Origin of the sequence: Rothia nasimurium (assembly GCF_004569295.1) — a bacterium.
In the GTDB taxonomy this organism is placed as follows: domain Bacteria; phylum Actinomycetota; class Actinomycetes; order Actinomycetales; family Micrococcaceae; genus Rothia; species Rothia nasimurium_B.
The window spans coordinates 46,367-72,495 of sequence record NZ_SPQC01000008.1 but is presented as its reverse complement, the minus strand read 5'-3'; the positions used below and the strand labels follow the sequence as shown (position 1 = coordinate 72,495).

Here is a 26,129-nt window from a genome sequence, read left to right as displayed (position 1 = left end):
GGTGGAGTGTTTTGTGTTTGTAGCGGGTGGTCTTTGGGTTGCTGGGTTTCACGGGTGCGCGCTGTGGGTTCTTCTCTTAGGTTTTTGCGGTGGTTGTATGGGGTGTTTTTCTGGTGTGACATGGGGCTTTGCTGGTATTCTGGGGGGTAGTTTCTTTTTGGTTCGCGTTCTGCGGGCTGAATTTCACCTGGTTTTTGCGCATGCCCTTCTGCGGCCTTCTATGAGGGTTCTAAGGGCCTAAAATTGTTTGAGTGTATCCAGTCACTTTGGGGGTAAAAGGCGCTCAAACGGCTTTCTGTAGCTTTTGAGGGCATTTTCCGGTTTTAAGTGTCGGCTGCAGGCGGGCCGTTGCGCCCCGGAATTTCAAGGGGGCAGGGGTGGAGGGTCGTTTACGGGGTTCTTTACGGGTGGGAGGGCTGGATTTTGGGGCTGCTACCCAGATTCTTTGAGCGACTGGAGTTGCGCCTTTCGCCCGATACCCTGGAGCACGAAGACGGACTGACCTGACTGAGTTCTGTCATTACGGATTACAGAGGTAGTGAGGGTTATTCAAAAGTCCAAACCCGAGATGTCGCAGACTCACGCTTGCTTCTATTCACCTCGCCTGACTTCGTTCGCTAGGCGATTCATGTCAACCACGCGCCAGAAGCGGCGCTGTGAACCCGGGACACCGAAGCACCTTTTGAATTAAGTCTCAGAGTATTGAGGACTTCCCGGTTGTTACCCCTTGACAGAGCGCTCCAGCATATGTAATTTAACCCCATCAAATGTGACACGCGTCTTATTTTCTGCCCAGTCTAGGAGGATAACATGAACCTGCGCACTCGAGGATCTTTAGGTGGCCCCTGGGGGCTAGCAGTTACTTTTGCAGCAGCGGCCGTAGGTTGCAGGGGAGCTCTGTAAGCTATGAAAAAAGCGACCATCCCCTTCTTTCCTTAGGTTATCTCTTTGTTTCTTATGGGGGTTAATATCCATTCGATTACTTTTTGCAATAACAGGGATGCCAGGAATGCAAATTGAAAATTTCCTAGAGCCTACTACCTGGATTCTGCCGATTTTTGCTGGGTTCATAAGCTCATACGGGTATTATCAGGTAAAAACTAGCCAGTAATTTATTAAGTTTGATTCTTGATGGAGGGACTCCAGAGAGATGGACCAGCCGGGATGTCCTGAACCAAGCTACAGGTAGAGCACCCCAGAGTAGTCAAGCTGCGGGCTAGGGGGTGCGTGAGAGCCGGGGAAACCGGTAATACCCTGATTATCGGTTCAGCCCTGGGCCTGCTGGTCAACGTGTTCAACCTACAGGTTCCCGATATGGTGATGGAGCCCTTCCGTATCTTGGGCGGCGCGGGTGTACCGCTGATTCTGGCGGCCTTCGGCATGTCGCTGCGGGGCTCCAAGGTGCTCGATACCCCCCCCAACCAACGCTTCGAAACCGTGCTTGCCGCTAGCTTTAAGAACCTTCTGATGCCGCTGGTTGCCTACCTGCTGGCCCGCTACGTTTTCCACCTCAGCGAGAGCGATATCTTCGCGGCCACCATTCTCGCGGCCCTGCCTAGCGCCCAGAACATGTATAACTACGCGGTGCGGTACAACGTAGCAACCACGCTCTCCCGCGATATCGTGCTGCTCAGTACCCTGGACACCATTCCCGTGATTCTGGTGATTTCATTCCTCTTGCACTGACAGTTTGCCGGTGCCCGGCCTACTGCTCCTGCCCCTCCAAACCTTCAAGTAGCTCGGCGATGAGCTCGCGAGAAGCCAGCTCCTCATGCCAGTAGGACCGCACCAGGGTCTTACTCACTGCCTGGGAGGTAATTCCCAGAGCCTGGGCTATCGCCTTTTGCTGCCCGCGCACACCGGGCACTAGCAGATCAAGCACCCGCCACTCGGCTTCGGTACGGGCGGACGCCACCCGGTAGAGCAGGCGCAACAGGCCGGTTACCTGGTCCGCTCGGACGCCCTGCCCTTCAGCATGCACACAGATTCCGCGCGGTGGCGCACCGGTCTGGGCCTGCTCCACCGCCGACCGGGACAGGCTCAAGGCAGAGCCCGAACACTCCGGGGTAGAAACCGCCCCCAGAGCCGCCGCGAAGCGCGGCCGCACCAGCTCACCGGCCCCGATACCCACCCGAAACCGGGCAAACCGGGCCCCGAGCAGGGCGGCGGCCAGGGCGTCCTGGGCATTATCGAACGCCCCCTGCACCTCATCGGGGTAGGTGCGGGTAAAAGCAACGGCAGGGGCCAGCTGTTCGAGACGGTTCTCCAGGTCGGCGAGGTGCTCCTGAACCGAACCCTGGGACGAGCGGGCAATGAAGGTCAGTACAAACATGCTTCTCAGTATGCCCTAGAGTCACCGGGCAGAAAACTAGCCCTCACCCCAGAGCAGGGTTTCGGCGTCCACCCCGGCAAGGAAGAGCTGCTCCTGCAATGGCTGGGCGCACTCAATCGGCAGCCGGACGCTACTGCAGGTCAGGTCATAGCCCAGATAGGCGGTGGCAGTATCGAAGCCGGATAAATCGCGCCCCAACTCCCGGCACAGGTGCACTACCTGTTTGAGGTCGGGCGCCGACCCAAAGACCCAAAAATAATCGGGGCTCGTGAGCTGGAAGAGCCCCAGGGGTGCACCCGCACCCAACTGATCCCGCACCCGCACCCAGCCCCCTGCCGGATCTAGGTCGCCGGGGCCATCCTGCGGGGCTAGAGGGTCAAGCGTCCAGGCCCGGGCGCGCTCTAACCAGTCGGGCAACTGGGGCATATAGAGGGTATCGCCCTCCCCGCCCCAGGGCGTAGCGTCAAAACTGCGGGCATACATAGCCGACCAGAACTCGCTACTGCTACACGAAACCCCCACGCTGTTGAGCTGGGCCGGGTTGCTCGGTGCCGCAAACTGGCTGTGCTCGGCGTCCTCGGGGCTTGATGCTGCCAGATCAGCCAGGTAGGCCTGATCCCAGTAGGTGGGTCTGGTCGCGTACCCCTGCTCGCGCAGGCGCTCGTCGATACGCTGCAAGTAGCGGGGCTCGCCCAGGGCCACGGTCTGCCCATCAAAGTGAAAGAGATAGGGGGAGCGCTTACGGTGAGTCGGGGAGAGGGGCATGCTAATTCCTAACGGCGGGTGTATCGGGGCGGACGTCCGCCTCCCCCTCATCAGGGAAAGGCAGGGCTGCTTGTTCAAGGCGGATAAAGGCACCCAGCAGGGCTAGAGCCTCGGGGCTGGTGGGCAGAAAGTCGGTAAACCTGGTTGAGCACACCACCACTGCCGCCCACATGCCGCGGGACAGGGCAACATTCAACCGGTTGGGCGAGAGCAGAAAGTCGGTTCCGCGGGGGCTATCACCGGCACTCGAGGCAGCCATGGACACCAGTACCACCGGGGCCTCCTGACCCTGGAACTTATCAACCGTACCGACGCGCACACCCCCGCCGGCGGCGTCCGCTAGCCCTGCCTCCAGCAGGGCCGCCCGAATCGTATCAACCTGGGCATTATAGGCTGCCACCACAATAATGTCTGAGGGTGCCAGGGGCGCTGCCTGCTCGGGGGCAGCCAGGTGGGGAGTCCACCGGTGCCCCAGGAAGCCGCGGGCCAAAGCCACAATCTCATCGGCCTCTTCGACCGAAGCCGTTGAGTTGCCTCGATGCTCTACCGTGCGCAGGTAGACCCCGGGTTCCCACCCCTCCAGGTGCCTCTCGGTGCCCGAGGGGGCGGACGCCAGCCGCCCCTCATACGACAGGGCCGAGACCGGGGCACACAGGGCAGGGTGCATACGCCAGGTGACATCGAGAAAATAACCAAACTCTTCGGGCAGCACCGTACGGCCCACTGAAAGCCAACCCAGGGCAGACTCATCCACCGGGTAGGGATGGGTACCCTGCGTGACCTGGGGTAGCTGGGCCGGGTCGCCCAGGAGCAGTAGGTTCTTGGTCGAACGGGCCACCGCCAGCGTATTGGCTAAGGAATACTGGCCCGCCTCGTCAATCACCAGAAGATCAAGCCCCTCAAACCGGAACTTGCGGTCAGAAGCAAAATCCCAGGCCGTGCCGCCAAAAATACGGCCACCGGGTTCATCCATAAACCTGGAAACATCGGGGTTACGAACCTCGCGCCAGGGGAAAATCGGGGTTTGGCTCTTGCCCACCCCCTTAGCGATCTGGTCAGGGTCTACGCGGCCATTACTGATGCAGCCCAGCAGCATGTTCTCAACTACCGCATGGGACTGGGCCACAATACCCACCTTCCAGCCCGCAGTTACAAGACGGCCAATCACATGAGAACCCACGAAGGTCTTGCCCGACCCCGGAGGGCCCTGAACCGCCACATACGACCGATCGAGCTGGCTCACCGCCTGATAAATAGCCTGCACCGTCGAGAGAGAACCGTGCGTCTCTACAAAATCCTGCGGACGCGGTAAAACATCGCCCCCAACTAGTCTCGGCGGAACACGACGAATCACATCGGTACCCGCCGACGCCGGTAACTCAGGTAGCACCCGGGCGGTACGCGCCGCTAACTCAAGTAGAGCCTGCTCCTGGGCCTGCGTCGGAATAGGCTGCCCGGGAGTTAGTGCCATCGGCAGATGCGAGTAAGGCTCAGCCGGCTCGCTGTCTGAGGTTTTCAAACTCTCCCGCACCGTAATCCGCACCAGATTGGGTTGCCCCGCCTCATGCTCCGGAATCTCCTCCAGCTCCACAATCTCAGTGTTAAAAGCACCGGCCCGCTCGGCCTCCACTGGCAGTACTCCTTCATGCAGAGCCGCATAGGTTAAAGCCTGCTGCCGAGCCTCCCGCTCCAAAAAGGGCGGAAAAGGGCGCGCATACATGGCAAAGAGGTTGCTATCGCCCACCTTCACCGACGAGCCCGGAGCGACCCTCGCCACCCCGCTCAACAAACGCACAGTGGACCGAGCCCGTTCCGGACGGTGCCAATCGGCAACCACCTGCAACCGACCCAGCAAAACCACATCACGGGCGTCCTCCCAATCCTCACGGGGAGCCGTCAGGCGATTGAAATGATCCCACCAGAACTGACGGCGCTCGCGACGATGATAGCCCGTCGCCGTAGCCACCATAGCAACAGCCTGCTTCTGCGGCTCCAACTCGCCACCGGCGTCCAGGGCCTCAACAAACTGGCGTAGAACCCGTTCCGTATCAGTCTCGTCTTCAGCCCTACCCGCCTGCACCAGCAGCTCGTTCAGGTCAGCCAGGGGGGCGGGCTGCACCAGCTCATCGTCGACCGACCGACCCGCCAACCCCAACAACTAGGCGCGCAACTGAGACAGAGATAGACCCGTGCGATACAAACTACGGGTGAGAGCAGCACGCATAGCTTCGGCCTGCTCAGCACGCCCTTCCTTCTCTGCCTCGGTTACATCGGCAAAGGCTGTCACCGGAATATCAAGGTCAGGCTCAAGCCCCTGGGCATAGAGGGGCTCAATAGCGGTCAGTGCCCGGGTGCCCTCGCTCAAACGCATCGACCGGCGCAGCACCTCAGAAAGGTCAATGAAAACACCCTCCCGCTGTAAATCGGTAAGAAAAGCTTCGCCAACCCCGTGCACCGATGCCAACTGCTGAAGAGCAGCCATAACAGGCGCCCCAAAGTAATAGACCCGCAAGCCAGGATTCAGCTGGCGCTGGTGATGCAGCATGCCCAGAAAATCAGTTAAAAGCCGACCCTCCGTAGCCCTGCTAGAGGCCCAGAACTGACTCAAAAGGGGCTCCTCGCCAGGCTGATCAGCCAGGTGTGTAGCACCCAAGAGATAGGTTAAACCCCAGGCAAGGGAAGGGTGAGCAGCCTTCTCATCGCGCCAGAGCGGGTCAGACCGAAGACTCATAAAGAGGTCACCCGTGCTCGCCCGCGGGAGCATACGTAAAGAGTGCCGGGGCAGGAGCTTGTAAGAGACAGTATGTTCCTGCCCCTCTCTCTCAACTACCACTGCCCCATCTGGCTCCGATACGCCGGTCTGTAGGGCAGCCTGCTCTGCGTAGCGGCGTACCAGAGCCGGAAGCTGAGGCTGACCTGCCAGGGCCGCCAGTTCGTCAATACTCTGAACACCACAGCGCTCGTAGATAGTCTGACGTGACTTCGCCGTTATGCCCGAAGTCAGGAGCATATCCCGGTGTTCTCGCACCATCACCTGGCAGGTATCACACCGCCCGCACCGGGTAATCTCTGGGCTACCGGCTTCTACAAACCAGCTCACCGGGGCAGCCCCCGGCTCCCGATGGGTGGTGAGGATCTCTACGAGGCGTTGGCGCTTCTGCTCGAACACCGGTGTAAGGGTAGCAAGCTCGTGTAGGGACTCGACATTATTGCCCAGAATGAGCGAGACGTAGGGGTTACAGGGGATTCCCTCTCTATGCAGCTGGTCGGCGTAGGCAGCGACCTGAAGGAGAGCCGGGACTCGAGCCGTGCGTGCCAGCTTAGTGTCAACCACCCGGTAGCTCCCGTCGGGCTGCTTTACAAGGAAGTCGGCACGCCCGTGAAAGGAACCGTCAAAGAAGCTAGCCTGGAAGACAACATCGGCTCCTGCACGCAGAGCTTCGAGAGTTTCTTCCCGTTTTTCTTCGAGAGCCTGCCGAGTGTAGGTACGCGGGGGCTCAACCTGATACACCCCCTGGCCCGAGGCCGGGTCCCAGGTGCCGTAGGCTCGGACAAAGTCATCGAGGACACGCTGTTCGTGGGCTTCACCCAGGGCCGCAGCTCTGCGGAGCTGGGGGTCTTCAATACGTTCGAGGCGAGGCACCCTACCCAGAGCCTGATCAAGGGCGTAGAGCGTGGCGAACTGGCACTGGGCCGAGGTGACAAGGTCAGTAGCTGAGTAGATCAGAGACTGACCGAGAGGTTCGAGGTTCACAGCCGGTAACGAGGGGGCAGAATCTGCATCGATGAAGAACATGGGACTCCTTGGGGTTCGCTGTCTTCCAGGCTAGCAAGGACGGCTGACATTTTAGGGGCTGAGTAGGTGATGCAGCGATAACCATAAGTGGTTCGGACCAATAAAATAATTTAGAACATATATTCTAAAAATTACTCACCTGTATAGAACAAAAGCTTTGAAAATGTAATCTGTGTCATGTGCGCAAATTTCCTTTTTGTTGCGCGGTTGCGGGACGTGGTTTTCATTCCTTATAGGGTGCAAGTGGGGTGTGTAGGTACAGCAGTGTCCAATAGGGGTTGATTTGTGGGATATTCTGGAGGGGGTTGTCTAAATTTTTTAGCCTTATCACCCTATGTTTTGCTGAGCTGCCTGCGTGGTCACTAACACTCCTAAGCTGGGTGGATTTTTGTTGAAATGAACTTTGGTGAGATGGCTGTGATGGCGGTGAAAAGCGGGGGTTGAAGTGCTGGAACGCTGGAAGTAAGTAATCTTTATAATTCTCAGCCTGTGTTCAGACCTGAATTAAATCCCAAAAAAGTGTCACAAAATGGTCAAAAATAGGTCACGATTCTATAAAGTTGTTTTCAGCAAAATCCCCTTGCTCGTTACCACCAGAAAACAGGAGCCCGTATGAAGAGCTTTCTTGAAACCGCACGAGCTGTTCAGCCGACTCGCCGCCAGGCGGCCGTCCTTGCCCTAACCGGTCTGGCAGCTACCACCGCAATCACCGCAGCAACTGCCGCCGCATCAGACATTCGCACCGTCACTGCCGCCCAGCGCGCTACCGACCAGCAGACCCTGCTCAACCTCATCAATGCCTACCGCGCCCAGAACGGCCTGGGTGCAGTCAAACACTCAGCTACCGTGGCCTCTGTGATGGAGGGCGAAGCTATCCGCCAGTTCAAGGCCGGGGCATACTCCCACGGCACCGAATTCCTCTACAACTCCAAGGTGCAGGGCTACAGCTTCGTACGCGAAGTCATTGCTCTTTCCTACAACGACGACCTCAACCAGCTCCTCAACTTCTGGAAGAGCTCAGCCCCCCACCGTGCTGCCATCCTGGCCCCCCAGGCCAACGTCATCGGCATCGGCTTCTGCTACGGCCACGGAACTTCCCTGCCCTGGCGCGTCCTGGGCAACGTTGGTATCTATCGTTACGAAGCAGGTAAGGGCCCCAACGACTACGTTTCTACCATCACCAGCATCAGCACCTTCTCCAATGGGTCCTCTGAAGTAAGCGCCTACGCACTGAACGACAAGCTGGCCGACCACTACAACGCAAACGGTGGCGTGGCGACCTTCGGTCTACCTGCTGGCAACTCTTTTACCTCTGTTGACGGTGGCATCATTCAGAACTTCACTCAGGACCGCACTATCTACTGGACTGCTGCAACTGGCGCTCAGAATGTTTACTGGGGAGGCGCCATTGGCGGCCGTTACGCAGGCCAAAACTACGAAAATGGTAGCTGGGGCTACCCCGCAAGCTCAGAGTATGAGTTTATTGGTAGCATGCGTCAGGACTTCATCAAGAACGGCTCTGTCACCTCGGTCTACTGGACCCCCTCCACTGGTGCTCGCGCCATTATTGAAACCGGAGCTATCTCTGCCCACTGGTACGCCCTGGGCGGCCCCGCAGCTATCGGCTTCCCTGTAACCGATGAGGTGCGCTGGATTGATGGCGTCACCCGTGTGACCTTCTCTAGCGGTACCACCATTAACTGGACTGAAGCCCGCGGCGTCTGGGTGAGCTAGTCTTCACTACTAGACCTATCTACAAACGGCGGCCCCACATGTGTGGGGCCGCCGTTCTTGTATCCGCCTACAGCTACTGGGTACTGAGGGTTGCTGCGAACCGGTCAACGGTATTCTTGGCGGTGTCGGTGCTCTCGAGGTCGTTCATGATGACAGAGAAGACTAGGGCCCGCCCGGATTCTGTGACGGTGTAGCCGGTGAGGGACAGCACGGAGTTGAGGGTGCCGGTCTTAGCGCGGACGACCCCGCGCCCGCCGGTTTCGTCAGCGTCGTTGAAGCGGCTGGCTAGGCCCAGGGTACCGCTGTAGCCGGCTACTGGCAGGCCCTGCAGGGTGAGGCGTTCGCTGGTGCTTCCCTTGACCGCGCGTAGGGCAATGCTGGTGAGCAGTTCGTTGCTGACCTTGTTGTTCATGGAAAGGCCGCTGAGGTCAACCTGGGTGTAATTGGTGGGTAGGCCTGCGGCAGAGAGAGCCTCGCGTACGGCGGTAATTGCCCCTTGGGTAGAGCCGTCGCCGCCGGTGAGAACAGAAAGGTTTCGGCCTAGGGTTTCAGCCAGAGAGTTGTCTGACTCCTGCATCATCAGGGCCGACTGTTCTGCGGCGGTGGCTGACTGTACGGCCGCAATTTCCCGTCCGCTGCTGGGGGCTGTGACCTGCTCGCCTGCGGTGAAGGTGAGCCCGGCGTCCGCTCCCAACCTATTGAGAGCCTCTACCAGCACCTGCTGCACTTCTGCCGGGGCGTTGCTGGGGCGGCTACCGCTTGATGCGGTTCCGTCACCGGTGGGGGAGTAGTGAGAGTAAAAGGCGAGGGGAGTAACAGTGCTAATGAAGCCGGAGTCGATATCTTCCTGGGCCCATTCGGGGTTGAGGGAGCTGCCGGAAAAGATGGTGGTGTCCAGGTTGAGGGTGAGGGCCTTGCCGTTGATGCCCTGCTCTTTAAGGGCCTCGATGGTGCGTTCAGCCAGGGTCTCGATGCCGGCGTGCCCCATCACCGCAGTGGGGTCGGAGTGCCCTGGCACCAGTAGGGTGTCGCCGCCTGCAACCAGGGTAAGGGTTGAGTCGTCGTTGAGGTCGACGGACGTGGTGAAGCGGGCTTGCGGTGCGGTGGTGAGTAGGGCGTAGTCCACGAGCAGCTTCATGTTGGACGCCGGGGTTCGGCTCGCCTGGGCCTCACGGGAGTAGAGGCTTTGTCCGGTTTCTGCATCAAGAACCTGGGCCGAGAAAACCCCCTGGCCTAGACCGTCAAGGACGCTATCGAGCTCTGCGCTCAGGGCAGCTGAATCGACGGCGGCCCCGGCGCCTGCTTCTGTTACCGCAACCGGCGAGGCCGTGACATCAGGGGCTACCGAAGCTTCGCGAAGGTCTTGGGACTCCTGCCAGGCCGGTACGGCCCAGGCTCCTGCGGCTGCACACCCGGCTGCGAGCAGGGCGGTAACCACCCAGGCGGTCAGGGGGCGTTGGTGAGAAGTGGCCATGAAACCTCCACAGGTTAGCTCTTGGGCGAAGGGGTTCTTCTATATAGGGTATATGCCTGACCGTGGAAGCAGAGGCATGTAATACGGGTGACACTGGCGCGCCTGCCCTGTAAAAGGGGTACAGCCTGCCGGTTCTCGGTTAGACTAATATGCCGAACCACTCGCGCGCAGCGCGGGTCAAACACACCACTCAACCAGGAGGTTCCCCTTGGAACTCGACGTCACGATTGAAATTAACCGCGGCTCACGCGTCAAGTACGAAATTGACCACGAAACCGGTCGCCTGCGTCTGGATCGCGTACTGTTCACCTCCATGCAGTACCCCACCGCCTACGGCTACTTTGAGGACACCCTGGGCGAAGACGGTGACCCGCTTGACGCCATGGTTATTCTCGATGTTGACGTTGTTCCCGGCGTGCTGGTTGAAGCCCGCCCCATCGGTGTTTTCCGTATGACCGACGAAGCTGGCGGCGACGATAAGGTTCTGTGCGTTCCCGCAGATAAGCGCTACGACCACATCCAGGAAATCGGCGATGTTGCTGACCAGCTCAAGGAAGAAATCAAGCACTTCTTCGAGCGCTACAAGGATCTGGAGCCCGGCAAGTGGGTTAAGGGCGAGGGCTGGGAAGACCGCGCTTTCGCTGAGAAGCTGGTAGCTGAGGCTCAGGAGCGTTTTGAGAAGTCGCACTACGAGTCCGCTGCTGAAGCTGAAGCAGACGATAACTAAAGACTTGGTGGGGGTAGCGAAAGCTAACTAGTGCTCCCACCGGGATAGGAGGCTGGGCCCTGCACGGGGCCCAGCCTCCGCCCCTTTAAGGGTGCGGACGCCTGTGGGCGGCTTGGGTAGGCTGGGGCGGCTAGGAGCCGGTAGAGTGGGGTGGCATGAGCTCATCTTCCTTGCCTCTGAATTTTTCTTTAGCCCATAAGATTGCCGGTGTGCTGGTTCCGGCTGGCCCGCGCGCTGAGTCCGCGGCTAAGCGGCGGGCTGTTGAAGAGATGCGCTATGCGGCAACCGCCGCCGTTGATCATGTGCACGCTATTACGCAGCTGGCTGCGGCTGAGAACCTGCACGACTCTGAGCTGTTGGTGGTTGATAGGGCGACCTGGGTGAAGGCCAATACCCAGTCGTTTGAGGTTATGCTGGGCCCCATCGCAGAAGAAGTGCTGGGGCGCCGTTTGGCTCAACTGTCTGACGCTGAGCACGCTGTGACCGAGATTGGTGGGGCGGCAGAAATCGGGGGTGTGCTGGCCTTCCTGTCTACCCGCGTCCTGGGCCAGTACGACCCCTACGCGGCGCTGGCCGGTCACGGGGCAGCCGAGGGTCGCCTGATGATTGTGGCTCCCAACCTGATGAAGCTGGAAGAAGAGCTGAACCTTGACCCAGCGGATTTCCGCCTGTGGGTTGCCCTACACGAGCAGACCCACCGGGTGCAGTTTGCTGCTGCCCCCTGGCTGCGCGACTACCTGCTTGACCTCATGCATCGCCTGGGCCGCGAACTGGGGGAGACCACCGAAAACCTGCCTGAGCACATTGCCGCTTCTGCTACCGGGGCGGTGTGGGGCATGAAGAAGCAGGAGGCGCCCGGTGCTAGCCCCGAGGCTGCCACTAGCGGCGCTCCCCTGTTGCCCAGCGACGAGGGCAAGGAACTGCTGGACCGTATCACCGGCGTCATGAGCCTGCTGGAGGGCCACGCCAATGTGGTGATGGATGCCGTTGATTCCTCCATCGTCCCTTCCGTTAAAACCATCCGCCGCCGTTTTGAGCGCCGCAGCCAGACCCAGGGCTTCTTCCCCCGCTTTATGAGCAAGCTGTTGGGCATGGACGCCAAGATGGCCCAGTACAAGAACGGCCAAAAGTTTGTGCAGGCCGTGGTTGACGAAGTGAGCATGGAGCGTTTCAACCGTATTTGGCAGGCTCCCGAGAACCTACCCACCGTGGCCGAAATTCACGACCCCTCCCGCTGGATTGAGCGGGTACTGGGCGCAGACCTACAGGAAGAGAAGAACTAGTGCAGCAGCGTAAAACCCGTTTGAATCCCCTGGTGGGGGCTGCCCGCCGCGAGGTTGCCGATGTGCTGGAGCAGGTATTTGGAGCTGGCACGGTTGCTCCTACCGGTTCGTCAGGACGCCTGAGTGCAGGCCCAAAAGCAGGACAGGTTCCCCTGGTGCTGGCTGCCGTATCGGGTGGCCCCGACTCCTTGGCCCTAGCGGTTCTGCTGGCCCACTTCAACCGGCGGCAGGACGTGCGCGTGGGGGCGGTCGTGGTTGACCACCAGCTTCAGGACGGCTCAGCCCAGGTGGCCGAGCGCACTGCCCAGACCCTGCGGGAGCTGGGCCTTAGCCCGGTGCTGGTAGAAACCGTGACCGTTGAAGAGGGTAAAGAGGGGCCCGAAATGGCGGCCCGTACCGCCCGGTACGGTGCTTTTGCTCGGGCGCTGGCCGCAACCGGGGCGGACGCCATTGCCCTGGGCCACACCCTCGACGACCAAGCCGAAACCGTACTGCTGGGCCTGGCCCGAGGCTCTGGCACCCGCTCCCTGGCGGGTATGCCCGTGGACCGCACCGAAGACCACCCCGCCGGTCCCGTACGGGTCATCCGCCCCCTGCTCACCCTGCGCCGGGCAGATATCGAAGACATTTGCGCTGATGCGGGCCTCACCCCCTGGCAGGACCCCACCAACACCGACCAGTCGCTCATGCGCGCCCGCGTGCGCCACAGCGTCCTGCCCTACCTCGAAGAACACCTGGGCGGCGGCGTAGCTCTATCCCTGGCCCGTACCGCAACCATTGCCGGTGCGGATGCCGACTACCTGGCGTCCGCCGCCCGCCAGGCCCTGGTCGAAGTGCTAGTGGACGCGGACGTCCTCGCCCCCGCAAACACCGATATCGCGTGCCTGCTCGGGGTGGAACCCAGCAGGGACATGGTCGTGCTCAACCGCGCCGCGCTCGCCGGCCTGCACCCGGCCCTGCGCACCCGCGTCCTCGCCCTTGCCCTGGAAAAAGCCGGCGGTATCGCCCCGGGCTTCGAGCGTCTTGCCGCCCTCGATGCTTTCGCTGGCGACCACTCGACTGCCGGCCCCCTCCAGCTGCCCGGCCATATTTCTGCCTACCGCCGCCGCCCCGGTACCACCATCACCCGGGCAGGTCAGAGCTACAACCTCAAGAAAACAGGCCTCATCGTTTTACTCAAGACCGCCCCATAAACCATACTTAAAGGTGAACACGCGCTTTGCCCTACCCAACAGGGCAGGGCACACACCCTTTGAACCAGCAGAAAGCGATCAACCGTGGACGCACTCGACGTACAGAACGACATCAAGCACGTTCTCTTCACCAAAGAAGAAATCGACGCCAAGATCAAAGAACTTGCCGCCCAAATCGACAAGGACTACGAAGGCCGCGACGTACTGCTGGTCGGCGTACTCAAGGGCGCCATCATGGTTGTAGCTGACCTCTCCCGTGCCCTCAAAGCCCACTACACCATGGACTGGATGGCCGTCTCATCCTACGGTTCAGGCACCAAGTCCTCCGGCGTCGTCCGCATCCTTAAGGACCTCGACACCGACCTGACCGGCCGCGACGTGCTCATCGTCGAAGACATCATCGACTCCGGCCTGACCCTCAAGTGGCTCCAGCAGAACCTGGTATCTCGCGGGGCTGCTTCTGTAGAAATCTGCACCCTGCTGCGCAAGCCCAAGAGCGTCAAGACCGACGTCAATGTCAAGTACGTCGGCTGGGACATCGAACCCGAATTCGTAGTGGGCTACGGACTGGACTTCGCCGAGCGCTACCGCAACCTGGACTGCATCGTCACCCTGGCACCGCACGTCTACTCCTAAACAGCGAGCACCTGTCAGAGAGCCCTGGCAGACACTCCCCTCCGCCGACTAACCTTCTTGCTCCTCGCCTGGAGGCTCGTCGCAATTCATGCCAGACCCAGCCAGTCGGCTACGGGGAGCCTACCGGGACCTTGCTTTCTTGGTCCTTTAGCCCTGAGGTGAAAATCCCGGGCCATCAAGCGAGTACCCAGCAACTTTAGGTACATTAGATAGGTCTTGAGTTCCGTGCACCCAAAAATAGGTGCGCGGAGGACCTAACCTCAGGGGCGCATCTGCGCCCCAACCGTCATTTTTGTGGAAGGCGCGGCTGTGCAGAAAACGGATACCAACCCCGACCCTAAGAAAAAGGGGTTCTTCAGCAAGCTCATCTCAGGGCCCTGGTTCTGGGTACTGCTGGCAGTTCTCATTGCCGTGCCCATGATCTTCGCAAACTCCCTAGCAGCCTCAACCCGCGTTGACACCAACGTGGGTATCAGCCTGCTGAATGACGAGAAAGTCGTCAGTGCCAAAATCTTCGACGGCGACCAGCGCGTAGACCTGGAACTCAAGGAAGACTACGTGAACGCCGCCGGTGAAAACCAGGGCAAGAACGTAAGCTTCTACTACGTGCAGCCCCGCGCGACCGACGTCGTCGCGGCCATGGACAACGCCAACCTCGAGTCCTACACCGATCAGCCGGTGCAGACCAACTGGTTCACCTCCATGCTGTCCTTCATCCTGCCCTTCGTGATCCTGGTGGCCCTCTTCTGGTTCCTGATGTCACGCATGGGTGGCGGCAGCAACCAGATTATGAATTTCTCCAAGTCCCGCGCTAAGAAGTTCAACAAAGATAACCCCGCCGTGCGCTTTGCCGACGTTGCCGGTGTTGACGAAGCTCTGGCAGAACTCGAAGAGGTCCGCGAATTCCTGGCCGAACCCGAAAAGTTCACCCGCCTGGGCGCCAAGATTCCCAAGGGTGTACTGCTCTACGGACCTCCCGGCACCGGTAAGACCCTGCTCGCTAAGGCCGTAGCCGGTGAAGCTGGCGTCCCCTTCTACTCCATCTCCGGTTCTGACTTCGTTGAAATGTTTGTGGGTGTGGGCGCATCCCGCGTGCGCGACCTCTTCAAGGAAGCCAAGTCGAACAAAGCCGCTATCATCTTCGTCGACGAAATTGACGCCGTAGGCCGTCAGCGTGGCGTCGGCATGGGCGGCGGTAATGACGAACGCGAGCAGACCCTCAACCAGCTGCTGGTTGAGATGGACGGCTTCGATGGCACCTCCAACATCATCGTCATCGCGGCAACCAACCGCCCCGACGTGCTCGACCCCGCCCTGCTGCGTCCGGGCCGCTTCGACCGCCAGGTCGGCGTCGACGCCCCCGACCTCAAGGGCCGCCAGCGCATCCTCGAAGTACACGCAATCGGCAAGCCCATTGACCGCCGCGTTGACCTAGCCTCCGTCGCCAAGCGCACCCCCGGCTTTACCGGTGCTGACCTCGCCAACGTCATGAACGAAGCTGCCCTGCTCACCGCCCGCGACGGCGGCAACGTGATTGACGAACGCGCTATCGACGAAGCTATTGACCGCGTCATGGCAGGCCCCCAGCGCTCCTCCCGCATCATGAGCGAGCACGAACGTACCGTCACCGCCTACCACGAAGGTGGCCACGCCCTGGTCGCGGCTGCCCTGCGCAACTCAGCGCCCGTCACCAAAATTACGATTCTGCCGCGCGGACGCGCCCTGGGCTACACCATGGTCATGCCCCAGGACGACAAGTACTCCACCACCCGCCACGAACTGCTCGACCAGATGGCCTACGCTATGGGTGGCCGCGCCGCCGAAGAGCTGATTTTCCACGACCCCTCTACCGGTGCGTCCAACGATATTCAGAAGGCAACCGATACCGCCCGCAAGATGGTGACCGAGTACGGCATGAGCGCCAAGGTTGGTTCAGTTCGTCTTGCAGCTAAGGACTCCGATCCCTTCCTGGGCGGCGGTGCTGGTGGCGGCAACAACTTCTCCGACGAGATGGCCTACCTGGTTGACCAGGAAGTCGCAGCCCTGCTGGAGCAGGCCCACGATGAGGCCTACGAGATTCTGCGCGATAACCGCGACGTACTCGATGCCCTCTCCCTGGCCCTGCTCGAGAAGGAAACCCTGCTCGAGAACGACCTGGCAGAAATCTTTGCGGGCGTGCGCAAGCGCCCCGAGCGCGACCACTGGTACTCCAAGGCCAACCGCGAGCCCTCAGCTCTGCCCCCGGTCAAGGTAGCTAAGGCAGAGTCCGACGAGACCCCGGTTGCCGAGGAGCCCATCGTCCAGCAGCCTACCGTTGACCCCATGGATCCCGGTAACCCCCACCCCGGTGCCGCAGGCCCCGCAGGTAACCCCGACGTTGACCCCTTGGGAGGGCCCCGTTAATGGCAGTTGACCAGCCCCGTATCGAGGCCGCTGTCCGCGAGATTCTGCTGGCTATCGGTGAAGACCCCACCCGCGACGGTCTGCTCGACACCCCCGCCCGCGTAGCCCGCGCCTATGACGAGATATTTGCCGGCCTGCACCAGAGCGCCGGTGACATTCTGGGCACGACCTTCGACATTGACCACTCCGAGCTGGTGCTGGTGAAGGACATCCCCTTCTACTCCATCTGCGAGCACCACCTGGTGCCCTTCGTCGGGCACGCCCATATCGGCTACATTCCCGGTGGCGACGGCAAGGTTACCGGCCTGTCCAAGCTAGCCCGCCTGGTCGATGTCTACGCTAAGCGCCCCCAGGTGCAGGAGCGGTTGACCACCCAGGTGATTGAAGCTCTCGAAGAGCACCTGCAGCCTACTGGCGCGATTGTGGTGATTCAGGCTGAGCACATGTGTATGTCCATGCGCGGTGTGCGCAAGCCCGGGGCGAAGACGGTGACGAGCGCCGTCCGCGGGGCCCTGCGCGACCCCGCAACCCGGGCTGAGGCCATGAGCCTGATTAACGCCTCCTGATTTCCCATGACTCTTCCCCACGCCCACGGCTCCTACGATAACCTGCCGACTGATCGCCCCCTGATTATGGGTATTCTCAACGTCACCCCCGATTCCTTCTCCGACGGCGGTTTGCACGCGGACGCTGCTACGGCAGTTGCGCACGCCAAGGCTCTGGTTGCGCAGGGGGCAGACATTATCGATGTGGGAGGGGAATCCACCCGCCCCGGCGCCACCCAGGTATCGCTGGCCGAGGAGCAGCGCCGCGTCCTGCCCGTCATTGAGGCCTTGGCAGCTGAAAGTATCGTCATGTCGGTTGACACGCTCAACCCCGAAACCGCCCGCGCCGCCGTCGCCGCCGGAGCCCACATCATCAACGATGTTGCCGGGATGAGCCTGCGCGATGACATGATTGAGACCGTCGCCGAGCTCGGTGTGCCCTATATCCTCATGCACTCGCGTGGTACCTCCCTCACCATGGACTCCCAGGCCGTCTACACCGACGTTGCCGCTGAGGTCTTCAACGAGCTCTTTGCCCTGCGCGAGCGGCTCATCATCGGGGGAGTAGCTCCCGAGCAGATCATTCTGGACCCCGGCCCCGGCTTCGCTAAACAGGGGGAGCAGAACTGGCAGATTCTGGCGGGCCTGCAGGCCCTGGCTGCCGGGGGGCACCGGGTGCTGGTGGCCGGTTCCCGCAAACGCTTTATTGCCCGGCTTCTGCAGGAGCAGGACGCCGCAGCTTCCGGCCTGCCCTCAGAGCAGGTTGCAGAGCGAGCGGCAACTGAACGGGACGTCGCCAGCGCGGCTCTTTCAGTCATGGCAGTTGAGGCGGGAGCCTGGGCCGTGCGCGTGCATAATGTGCAGGCAACCGCCGACGCCCTGGCCGTGCGTGCAGCCTGGCGGCAGGCGTCCGCCCGCTAGGGGCTAAGCAGCGGTTGGACGTGACACAGAAGCGTCATAAATGAAAATGTCTTTGTGACTTTAAGCGCTTTAGGGGTCGTACTTTAAGCCCGCTTAACTACCGCTTTTCCCAGCAAATGTCCGGGTGAGGCTGCCTTTAGATATGTCTTAAGGGCACACACAGTGGTCGCCGGGCAGTGCTCCCGGGGCGTGGATAATGGCTACAAAGTACCGGCGCTTCAACTCTGAACTACCACCGGTGAACCAGACTCGGTGAAAGGTGACCATGCACGATCACAGCTCATCGTCGGGCCAACGAGATTACTCCCGTACCGACCGAATTACGCTCACTGGCGTGGGTAGCGTGGGCTACCACGGCGTGCTCGACTCTGAGAAGCAGACCGGGCAGCCCTTCTTCGTCGATATCACCATGTTCACGGACTTCACCCAGGCTGCCGCCACCGACAACGTCGCGCACACCGTCAACTACGCCGAAGTAGCTGAGGTTATCCGCGAAATCGTAACCGGTGAATCCCTCGACCTCATCGAAACCTTGGCCGAGCGTATCGCGTCCGCTGTGCTCGAGAAGTTCCCCCTGCTCGCGGTTGAACTAACCGTGCACAAGCCCAAAGCCCCTATTGAGGTGACTTTCGCTGACGTGTCGGTGACGATTTTTAGGGAGAAGCATGCCGGTTAAAGCGATCCTTGCCCTGGGGTCTAACCTGGGCGATAGCGAAGATACCCTCATCAAGGCGATTGGTGATATCTGTTCCCACGAGAAAATTGCGGTGACCAAGATTTCCCCCATCGCTATCACGGCAGCTGTGGGTGGCCCGGCTGGCCAGCCTGACTACGCCAACATGGTGGTCGAGATTGAGACCAGCCTGCGCCCCTTCCTGCTGCTGGAATACACCCAGCAGATTGAGCAGAAGCACCACCGCACCCGCGACGTCCGCTGGGGCTCGCGTACCCTCGACATCGACATCATCGATATCGCCTCACTCGAGATGGACGACCCCGACCTCACCCTGCCCCACCCGCGCGCCGCTGAACGCGCCTTTGTGCTGGAACCCTGGGCTCGCATGGACCCCTCAGCCCTGCTTCTCGGCTCATCGGTACGCCAGCTGGCAGACAAGGCAGCGGACGCCGGTGGTATCCGCGAGTTCCACCCTGCACCGGTGGTCTGCGCGTGAAACTGCGAAGCCGGGCCCTTGCCCTCCTAGCGGGTGTAGGTGTTGCAAGCGGGGCAGTTCTCAACCTCCTGAGCGTCCAGTCAGGCGGCCCTGAGCTGTCCCTGCCCGCCCTCACCCTGGTCGCTGCCCTCATCTTGGCAGGTCTGGCCCTCTACTTCGCCCGGCAGGTCTACCGGTATAGCCGGGTCGAGACCCGTAAGAAGGCCGGTTCTATGAACCCCCTCATGGCCGCCCGGGTTGCTGTCTTCGCCCAGGCCCTAGCCCTCACTGGCGCCCTGGTCGGCGGCTGGCAGGTAGCGATTGTGGTCTACCAGGTGGGGCTGGCGTCCGCCCGCGCCACCGCCCAACCCCTCATCGAGAGCCTGCTTGCCCTCGCTGGCGGCCTGGTGATGCTGGTTGCCGGTATTGTCGCCGAGAACTGGTGCAAGGTGCCTCCGGGAGATAAGGACGCCGGTGGTGGAGTTGGCGGGGTCAGCCCGCAGATCGGCTCCCTGGCCCGTAATAAGCCGGACGCTTCGTCCTAAGGTAACGTTCGGTTTAGCTTTCTCACCGCCGTGCCATAATGGTGTAGACCACACCCTGACATGCATACGTAACGAGAGAGCACCATGAACGAGCCGCAATTTACACCTACCCTGCCTCCGCTCGACCTGGATGGCCTGGGCAAGCAGAGCATAGATTTGCCCGAGGTCAGTTGGAAGCGGGTTTCGCCCAAGTATGTTCGGGTTAAGCTCATCACCTCTCTGGTTTGGTCTCTCATTCTGCTGGGGCTGGCGTCCTTGCCGCTTATCATGACGTTTGTGGTGGGGAGCTGGAACTGGGCGCCCTGGGCCTACTGGGGCCTACCTGCCCTGGCGCTTATCTGGCGGCTGTGGGCGCTGATGCTGGTCAAGCGCCGGGTTCAGGCTATCGGCTACAGTGAACGCGCTGACCACCTGCTCAAGCGCTCCGGCCTGCTCTTCCGTTCAGTTACCGCCGTACCCTACGGGCGTATCCAGTACGTCGATGTGTCCTCTGGGCCGATCGAAAATGCGCTCTCACTGGCCAGCGTCGAGGTGAAAACCGCGGCGAACAGCATCACCATTCCGGGCCTGACTAAGAGCGATGCTGACCAGCTGCGCGAGGTTCTCACCGACCTGTCGGACGCCAGAATGGCAGGCCTCTAAATGAGTGAACAGGTACCCACTTCAGAGTCCCCGGCGGTTTCCACCGATATCACCGCCCGCGAAGAAGCTGCCCTCACCTGGCGTCGTGCCCACCCGCTCTCACCCTTGGTGAGAGCCTGGCTGATTATCGTCGTTTTCGTCTACATCATCGCTAACAACCTGGTCGAGGACCTCTTCACCGGTGAAGAGGTCCTTGACCTGCGCGAACTTGGGCAGAGCGGCCCGCCAGACACCGTCTTCCTCTCCTGGACGAGCATCTTCGGGGGCTTCTGGTTCGTGGGAGTACTGGCCGTCTTCTTCCTCCTCTTGCTACTGCCCTTCCTCTCAACCTGGTTCTTTTACCGGTTTGCAGTCGATGACCACAACGTCTATATCAAGAGCGGCATGCTCTTCAAAACCGAGCGCAAGGCCCGGCTGGACCGCGTGCAGTCTATCGACGTCAACCGCCCCCTGATGGCCCGCCTGTTGGGCCTGGCAGAGCTTAAATTCGACGTGGCAGACGGAGATTCTTCTGCCCTGCGGGTGCAGTTCCTCAAGTACGCCGACGCCCGCGCCCTGCGCGAGCAGCTTCTAGCCCGGGTGCGCACCCTCAAAGCCGATGCGGCAGACTCCCCGGCGCCGGCGTCCACTCCTGCCGACCAGCCCGCCCACCGCGACATGGCAGACCGCCTGAGCGACCATCTCACCGAGAACTTTCTGGGGGTTAAGGATGCCGGTGAGCAGCTCATCGTCAAGGTGCCGGCTGCGCGGCTGTTAGGGTCGATGGTGCTGAGCCTGGGTTGGGTCGTGGGCCTGCTTTTCCTTTTGGGCATGGGCGGGCTGATGTTCTGGGCAGAGATGTCCCTGGGCACGATTTTTGCCTCGAACGTGGCGGTTATTCTGGCTATCGTTTCGAGCACCTGGAAGCGCTTTAACACCGGCTTCAATTTTTCGCTTTCCACCAGCCCGGACGGCCTGAAAACCCGCTTCGGTTTTACCGACACCACCACCCAGACCCTGCCCGAGGGTCGTATTCAGCGTATTTTGGTGGAGCAGCCCCTGCTGTGGCGCATGACCGGCTGGTACCGGATTGAGGTCACCCTGCTGGGTAAGGGCAACGGCCAGGGAGAATTTGCCGGGGAGCTGTTGCCGGTGGGCACACTCGACGACGTGATGCGGGTGCTGCCCCTGGTACTCCCTGCCCAGCAGGACGGCGGAGTATCACCCGACCAGCTCTCAGCTGGCCTGGCGGGAAACGGCACCGATCAGGGCTTTACGGTATCCCCGGCACCTGCCCGCTGGTTTGACCCGCTCACCTACCGCCGCAACGGTTTTGCGGTAACCCCTCTGCTTCTCTTGGTCCGATCGGGCCGCTGGGTGCGCCGTCTGGCCTTTGTGCCCCACCGTAAGGTGCAGAGTTTTGAGCTGGCCCAGGGGCCCCTGCAGAAGAGGGCCGGGCTGGCCCACCTCTCCTTGCGGGTCGCCGGGGGAACCCTCTCCACCTCCGTGCATAATGCGGACGCCGAGGTCGCCCGCGCCCTGACTGTCCGCCTGGCCCAGATGGGGGTTGAGACTGCATCACCCTATTCTTTCTCTCTTCACCCTGAGACAAACTCCAGGGTAAAGAGAGAAGGAGTAGGGTCTTAGGGAATGAGCAGCACGGTGCCCCGGTAAACTAAGCAGGCATGACGCAGATAGAAAGGGCCCCATGCAGAGCACCAACCACCTTAAGCCCGCCCGCCTGGGTGTCGGCGTGATTTCAGCAGGTAAGGTAGGGGTCGTACTCGGTGCAGCCCTCCGAGCCGCCGGGCACCTGATTACCGGCGTCCACGCTGTCTCAGAAGCCTCCCGCACCCGAGCCGAAGCCCTGCTCCCCGGCGTCCACGTCACCACCATTCCCGAGATCATTACCACCAGCGAAGTAGTGCTCCTGGCCGTACCCGACGACGCCCTACCCGATCTGGTCAAAGGTATCGCCGAAACCGACGGCTGGCGGCCCGGGCAAATTCTTATCCACACCTCAGGACGCCACGGCGTCGGCGTCCTAGCCCCGGCTACCGCCCAGGGCGCCATCGGCCTAGCCATCCACCCGGCCATGACCTTCACCGGCCTCTCCCTCGACCTGCCCCGCCTCGCCAACACCAGCTTCGGCGTCACCGGCCCAGCTCCCTTCACTCCCATCGCCCAGGCACTGGTCGTCGAAATGGGCGGGGAACCCGTCCTCATCGCCGAAGGCGACCGCCCCCTCTACCACGCAGCCCTCGCCCACGGCTCCAACCACCTGGTCACCATCACCGGCCAGGCCCTCCAAATCCTGGCCTCCATCGGCATCGAGAACCCGGCCCGCTACATCGAACCGCTGCTGAGAGCCTCCCTCGACAACGCCCTCGCCAACGGCGATAGCGTCCTCACCGGCCCCGTAGCCCGCGGAGACGCCCACACCGTAGCCGCCCACGCCCAAACCCTCGCCAGCTACGCCCTCGAAGAAAACGCAGACGACATCAAGGCCGCCTACCTGGCCCTCGCCCGCGCCACCGCCGAACGCGCCCACAGCCGCGGGGCCCTCACCGATGAGAGCTACCATGCTGTGCTTCAAGCGCTCGCCGGGTAAACTGGGAGGGCGCAAAACACGAAAGGACCCCTCACCACCGTGACGAGTCAAGCCCCTATCGCACACACCATCACCGACCTCGGCAACGAAATGCTCCTGGCCCTCACCACCACCGCCAGCCGCCGCCGAGACACCGGTGAAACCCCCGCCGCAGAGAAACCCCTCACCGTAGGCTACGTAGCCACCATGGGCGCCCTGCACGACGGGCACGCCACCCTGATTCGCCGTGCCCGCGAACAGAACGATGTTGTGGTGCTCTCTATCTTCGTGAACCCCCTCCAGTTCGGGCCCAACGAAGACTACGACCGCTACCCCCGCACTCTTGAAGCGGACGCCGCCCTGGCGACCGAAGCAGGCGTCGACGTCATCTTCGCCCCCACCGTTGAAGAAATGTACCCCGGTGGCGACCCCAAAATCACCGTTGTCTCAGGCAAGCTGGGCACCCTCTTCGAGGGCAAGACCCGCCCTGGCCACTTCGACGGCGTACTGACCGTGGTCAATAAGTTCTTCAACATTCTGAAGCCCCTGGTAGGGGAAGGTACCCTTAACGCTTACTTCGGGCAGAAGGACGCCCAGCAGCTGGCCCTCATTCAGCGCATGGTTAAGGACTTGAACCACGAGGTAACCATCAAGCCTGTGCCCGTGGTACGTGCGGACGACGGCCTTGCCCTCTCATCGCGCAACCAGTACCTGAGCGCTGAAGAACGCGAAGCGGCCCTGGTGCTTTCCCGCACCCTGGCAACCCTGCGCGAAAAGTACATCACCGGCAGGTTGAGCGCAGAGGACGTCGCCCAGGCCCGTACCACCATCGACAGCACCGAAGGAGTGCGCCTGGACTACCTCGAAGTCGTCGATACCGACACCTTTGAGGCCCCCCAGAGCGAACAGGCACGTGTGCTAGCGCTCGTGGCAGCCTACGTAGGCTCCACCCGCCTCATCGATAACATGGAAATCAACTAAGACCTCTATACCCAACCTAAGAACAGGTACATCATTGACTGAACAGGGCAACACTCCCGCCGAAACCACCGCCTTCGACCACGGCGTCTCAGAGCAGATGCAGATTCGCCTCGAAAAGCGCGCCAAGCTGCTCGAATCTGGCCGTGAAGCTTACCCCGTGGGCGTCCCCGTCACCCACACCATCACCGAAATCCGTGAGAAGTACGACGGCAAGCTCGAAGCAGACCAGACCACCGGCGACATCGTTGGTGTGGCCGGACGCGTCGTCTTCGTCCGCAACACCGGCAAGCTCTGCTTTGCCTCCCTGCAGCAGGGTAACGGCACCCGCATCCAGGCCATGATTTCACTGGCCAGCGTGGGCGAAGAATCCCTGGCTGACTGGAAGGCCCTGGTTGACCTGGGCGACCACGTCTTCGTCAAGGGCGAGGTTATCTCGTCCCGCCGCGGCGAGCTCTCCATCATGGCGGACGAATGGCAGATGGCATCCAAGGCCCTGCGCCCCATGCCCAACCTGCACTCCGACTTGAACGAAGAGACCCGCGTCCGCCAGCGCTACCTCGACCTGATGGTGCGCGATGAAGCCCGCGACCTGGTCATCAAGCGCGCCAAGATTACCCAGACCGTGCGCAACGTGCTGAACGACCACGGCTACATCGAGCTGGAAACCCCCATCCTGCAGCTCATTCACGGTGGTGCGGCAGCCCGCCCCTTCGAAACCCACCTGAACGCTTTTGACCAGCCCATGACCCTGCGCATCGCCACTGAGCTTTTCCTCAAGCGTGCTGAGGTGGGAGGTCTGGAACGTGTCTACGAAATTGGCCGTGTCTTCCGCAACGAGGGCGTAGACTCCACCCACAGCCCCGAATTCACTACCCTGGAATGCTACGAGGCCTACGCCGACCAGTTCGTTATGGCCAAGCGCATGCAGGAAATCGTCATGGCCTGCGCCGACGCTGTGGGCGTGCACCAGATTGAAACCGAAGCCGGTACCATCGACCTCAGCGGCGAATGGAAGTGGCTGGGCGTCTACCCCGGCCTGTCCGAGGCCGTGGGCGTTGAGATTACCCCCGCCACCACCGCAGAAGAACTGCGCGCTATCGCCGAGAAGCACGAGGTCCCCGTTGACCCCAAGTGGGACGCCGAGAAGCTGGTTGTTGAGCTCTTCGGTGAAATCGTTGAACCCACCCTCATCAACCCCACCTTCGTCTACGACTACCCGCCCTCAGCCCAGCCGCTGGCCCGCCAACACCGCTCCGAGGCCAACCTCATCGAGGCCTGGGACCTCATCATCGGCGGTATGGAGCGAGGCACAGCCTTCTCCGAGCTCATCGACCCCGTAATCCAGCGTGAGCGCCTGACCGAGCAGTCCAAGCTGGCAGCAGGCGGCGACGACGAAGCCATGCAGCTCGACGACGACTTCCTGCGCGCCCTCGAATACGGTGCTCCCCCCATGGGTGGCCTGGGCCTGGGTATCGACCGCCTGATTATGCTCTTCACCGGCGTAGGTATCCGCGAAACCATCCTCTTCCCGCTCATGAAGCCCGAAGCCGAGTAAAGCGTCCTTACGCCCCTCTAGCCCGCCTGGTAGCCTGCCAGGCGGGCTTTTTTGCCAGTTATCTGGGGTAGATTGGAGGGAGCATAAACCCACGAAAGGTAAGGAAGAGATGGAATTCCTGATTGGCCTGGTTCCCTCAATTGGTGCGGGCCTGGTTCTTTATTTTATTTTGCGCTGGATGAACCGCGCTGACAGCACAGAGCGTGCCGCCCGGCAGGATACCGAAAAGGACGCCGAAGCCTGGTACCGCTCTGTAAAAAACGCGGACGGAACCCGGGACCCTTTTGGAACATCAGAAACTAAATAAAACTTTTTTGTTCTCTAAAGCGTGACTTATTTCCTTTTTGAGAAAAGAATATGTACTATTTATTTTAGTCATCAAGGGTGACTAACTTGATTGCGTACCCCACAGAAAAGGGGTAGAAGGCGGATATTCCCTATACGTCTCCCTACCCAAAAACGCGGTTGAGTTCATATTCCCCAAACAGCCTCATCCAAGGAGAAAATAATGGCTCAGAAGGTCAAGATTATTCTTGAAGACGATCTCGACGGCGGCCCCGCAGAAGAAACCGTACGTTTCGGTCTCGACGGCGGCCAGTTCGAAATCGATCTTTCTAGCGCTAACGCTGCCCGCCTGCGCGACGCCATCCGTCCTTTCGCCGCTAAGGCCCGTCGCGTCCAGCGCACTCCCGGCCGCCCCGCAGGCTCACGCACCACCGCTAAGCGCAACCCCGAAATCGCTGAAATCCGTAAGTGGGCCCAGGAAAATGGCCACGAGGTTTCCAACCGCGGCCGTATTCAGCAGCATATTCAGGACGCCTACTACGCAGCTATGGGCAAAGAAAGCAAGTAAATAATCTTCTTCTTGTCTTTATGA

The 26,129-nt window shown here is 61.0% G+C and carries 24 protein-coding genes; 19 read left to right on the top strand and 5 right to left on the bottom strand.

The features are described 5' to 3' along the window. The first annotated feature begins 1,227 nt into the window (after positions 1–1,227). Positions 1,228–1,686 carry an AEC family transporter gene (locus tag E4U03_RS03515; protein ID WP_167752259.1) on the top strand — a complete coding sequence of 153 codons (459 nt, stop codon included), beginning with the start codon at positions 1,228–1,230 and terminating at the stop codon, positions 1,684–1,686. 19 nt (positions 1,687–1,705) lie between these two features. Here the strand turns inward: E4U03_RS03515 and E4U03_RS03510 are convergent, their stop codons facing one another. Genes E4U03_RS03510 through E4U03_RS03495 form a run of 4 tightly spaced genes read right to left on the bottom strand, consistent with a single transcriptional unit; the run spans position 1,706 to position 6,893 of the window. Beyond that, positions 1,706–2,332, bottom strand: coding sequence for a recombinase RecJ (locus tag E4U03_RS03510; RefSeq protein WP_194210378.1), 627 nt, complete (start codon positions 2,330–2,332; stop codon positions 1,706–1,708). A gap of 36 nt (positions 2,333–2,368) precedes the next feature. After that, entirely contained in the window at positions 2,369–3,097 is a 729-nt protein-coding gene (locus tag E4U03_RS03505) for a hypothetical protein (protein ID WP_135011606.1), read from the bottom strand. 1 nt (position 3,098) lies between these two features. Beyond that, entirely contained in the window at positions 3,099–5,246 is a 2,148-nt protein-coding gene (locus E4U03_RS03500) for a DEAD/DEAH box helicase (protein WP_135011605.1), read from the bottom strand. 9 nt (positions 5,247–5,255) lie between these two features. Further along, positions 5,256–6,893, bottom strand: a complete 1,638-nt coding sequence (locus E4U03_RS03495) for a PD-(D/E)XK nuclease family protein (protein WP_135011604.1) — start codon at positions 6,891–6,893, stop codon at positions 5,256–5,258. 612 nt (positions 6,894–7,505) lie between these two features. On the opposite strand from E4U03_RS03495, the gene E4U03_RS03490 reads away from it, so the two are divergent. Next, entirely contained in the window at positions 7,506–8,627 is a 1,122-nt protein-coding gene (locus tag E4U03_RS03490; protein ID WP_135011603.1) for a CAP domain-containing protein, read from the top strand. Between the two features lie 73 nt (positions 8,628–8,700). Here the strand turns inward: E4U03_RS03490 and dacB are convergent, their stop codons facing one another. Beyond that, positions 8,701–10,101 carry a D-alanyl-D-alanine carboxypeptidase/D-alanyl-D-alanine endopeptidase gene (gene dacB / locus E4U03_RS03485; RefSeq protein ID WP_135011602.1) on the bottom strand — a complete coding sequence of 467 codons (1,401 nt, stop codon included), beginning with the start codon at positions 10,099–10,101 and terminating at the stop codon, positions 8,701–8,703. A 208-nt stretch (positions 10,102–10,309) separates the two neighbouring features. Here dacB and E4U03_RS03480 point away from each other — a divergent pair, with 208 nt between their 5' ends. The 17 genes from E4U03_RS03480 (at position 10,310) to E4U03_RS03400 (ending at position 26,105) form a co-directional block, all read left to right on the top strand. Beyond that, complete coding sequence (locus E4U03_RS03480; protein ID WP_135011601.1) at positions 10,310–10,828, top strand: inorganic diphosphatase; 519 nt, start codon at positions 10,310–10,312, stop codon at positions 10,826–10,828. A gap of 155 nt (positions 10,829–10,983) precedes the next feature. Further along, entirely contained in the window at positions 10,984–12,111 is a 1,128-nt protein-coding gene (locus E4U03_RS03475; protein ID WP_135011600.1) for a zinc-dependent metalloprotease, read from the top strand. Then, the gene (gene tilS, locus E4U03_RS03470) at positions 12,111–13,304 is read left to right on the top strand and encodes a tRNA lysidine(34) synthetase TilS (RefSeq protein ID WP_135011599.1); all 1,194 of its coding nucleotides are present in this window, start codon (positions 12,111–12,113) and stop codon (positions 13,302–13,304) included. Before E4U03_RS03475 ends, tilS begins: the two co-directional genes overlap by 1 nt. An 84-nt stretch (positions 13,305–13,388) precedes the next feature. Next, the gene (hpt, locus tag E4U03_RS03465) at positions 13,389–13,940 is read left to right on the top strand and encodes a hypoxanthine phosphoribosyltransferase (protein WP_135011598.1); all 552 of its coding nucleotides are present in this window, start codon (positions 13,389–13,391) and stop codon (positions 13,938–13,940) included. 309 nt (positions 13,941–14,249) lie between these two features. Then, positions 14,250–16,343, top strand: a complete 2,094-nt coding sequence (ftsH, locus tag E4U03_RS03460) for an ATP-dependent zinc metalloprotease FtsH (protein WP_135011597.1) — start codon at positions 14,250–14,252, stop codon at positions 16,341–16,343. Beyond that, on the top strand, positions 16,343–16,909 hold the full coding sequence (gene folE, locus E4U03_RS03455; RefSeq protein ID WP_135011596.1) for a GTP cyclohydrolase I FolE: 567 nt from the start codon (positions 16,343–16,345) through the stop codon (positions 16,907–16,909). The genes ftsH and folE overlap by 1 nt, the downstream gene beginning before the upstream one ends. A 6-nt stretch (positions 16,910–16,915) precedes the next feature. Then, the gene (gene folP, locus E4U03_RS03450; protein WP_135011595.1) at positions 16,916–17,809 is read left to right on the top strand and encodes a dihydropteroate synthase; all 894 of its coding nucleotides are present in this window, start codon (positions 16,916–16,918) and stop codon (positions 17,807–17,809) included. A 265-nt stretch (positions 17,810–18,074) separates the two neighbouring features. Further along, the gene (folB, locus tag E4U03_RS03445; protein ID WP_135011594.1) at positions 18,075–18,485 is read left to right on the top strand and encodes a dihydroneopterin aldolase; all 411 of its coding nucleotides are present in this window, start codon (positions 18,075–18,077) and stop codon (positions 18,483–18,485) included. After that, complete coding sequence (folK, locus tag E4U03_RS03440) at positions 18,475–18,981, top strand: 2-amino-4-hydroxy-6-hydroxymethyldihydropteridine diphosphokinase (RefSeq protein WP_135011593.1); 507 nt, start codon at positions 18,475–18,477, stop codon at positions 18,979–18,981. Before folB ends, folK begins: the two co-directional genes overlap by 11 nt. After that, positions 18,978–19,505, top strand: coding sequence for a DUF3180 domain-containing protein (locus E4U03_RS03435; RefSeq protein WP_167752257.1), 528 nt, complete (start codon positions 18,978–18,980; stop codon positions 19,503–19,505). Before folK ends, E4U03_RS03435 begins: the two co-directional genes overlap by 4 nt. An 84-nt stretch (positions 19,506–19,589) precedes the next feature. Next, the gene (locus E4U03_RS03430; protein ID WP_135011591.1) at positions 19,590–20,147 is read left to right on the top strand and encodes a PH domain-containing protein; all 558 of its coding nucleotides are present in this window, start codon (positions 19,590–19,592) and stop codon (positions 20,145–20,147) included. After that, a complete protein-coding gene (locus E4U03_RS03425) occupies positions 20,148–21,773 on the top strand; it encodes a PH domain-containing protein (RefSeq protein WP_135011590.1) in 1,626 nt (541 codons plus the stop codon). Between the two features lie 61 nt (positions 21,774–21,834). Then, the gene (locus E4U03_RS03420) at positions 21,835–22,737 is read left to right on the top strand and encodes a Rossmann-like and DUF2520 domain-containing protein (protein ID WP_135011589.1); all 903 of its coding nucleotides are present in this window, start codon (positions 21,835–21,837) and stop codon (positions 22,735–22,737) included. A 90-nt stretch (positions 22,738–22,827) separates the two neighbouring features. Next, entirely contained in the window at positions 22,828–23,697 is an 870-nt protein-coding gene (gene panC / locus E4U03_RS03415; RefSeq protein WP_135011619.1) for a pantoate--beta-alanine ligase, read from the top strand. Positions 23,698–23,794: 97 nt separating this feature from the next. Further along, the gene (gene lysS, locus E4U03_RS03410) at positions 23,795–25,252 is read left to right on the top strand and encodes a lysine--tRNA ligase (protein ID WP_135011618.1); all 1,458 of its coding nucleotides are present in this window, start codon (positions 23,795–23,797) and stop codon (positions 25,250–25,252) included. Positions 25,253–25,361: 109 nt separating this feature from the next. Beyond that, complete coding sequence (locus tag E4U03_RS03405) at positions 25,362–25,559, top strand: hypothetical protein (RefSeq protein WP_135011588.1); 198 nt, start codon at positions 25,362–25,364, stop codon at positions 25,557–25,559. Between the two features lie 201 nt (positions 25,560–25,760). Continuing rightward, on the top strand, positions 25,761–26,105 hold the full coding sequence (locus E4U03_RS03400) for a histone-like nucleoid-structuring protein Lsr2 (protein ID WP_135011587.1): 345 nt from the start codon (positions 25,761–25,763) through the stop codon (positions 26,103–26,105). Positions 26,106–26,129: the final 24 nt, after the last annotated feature.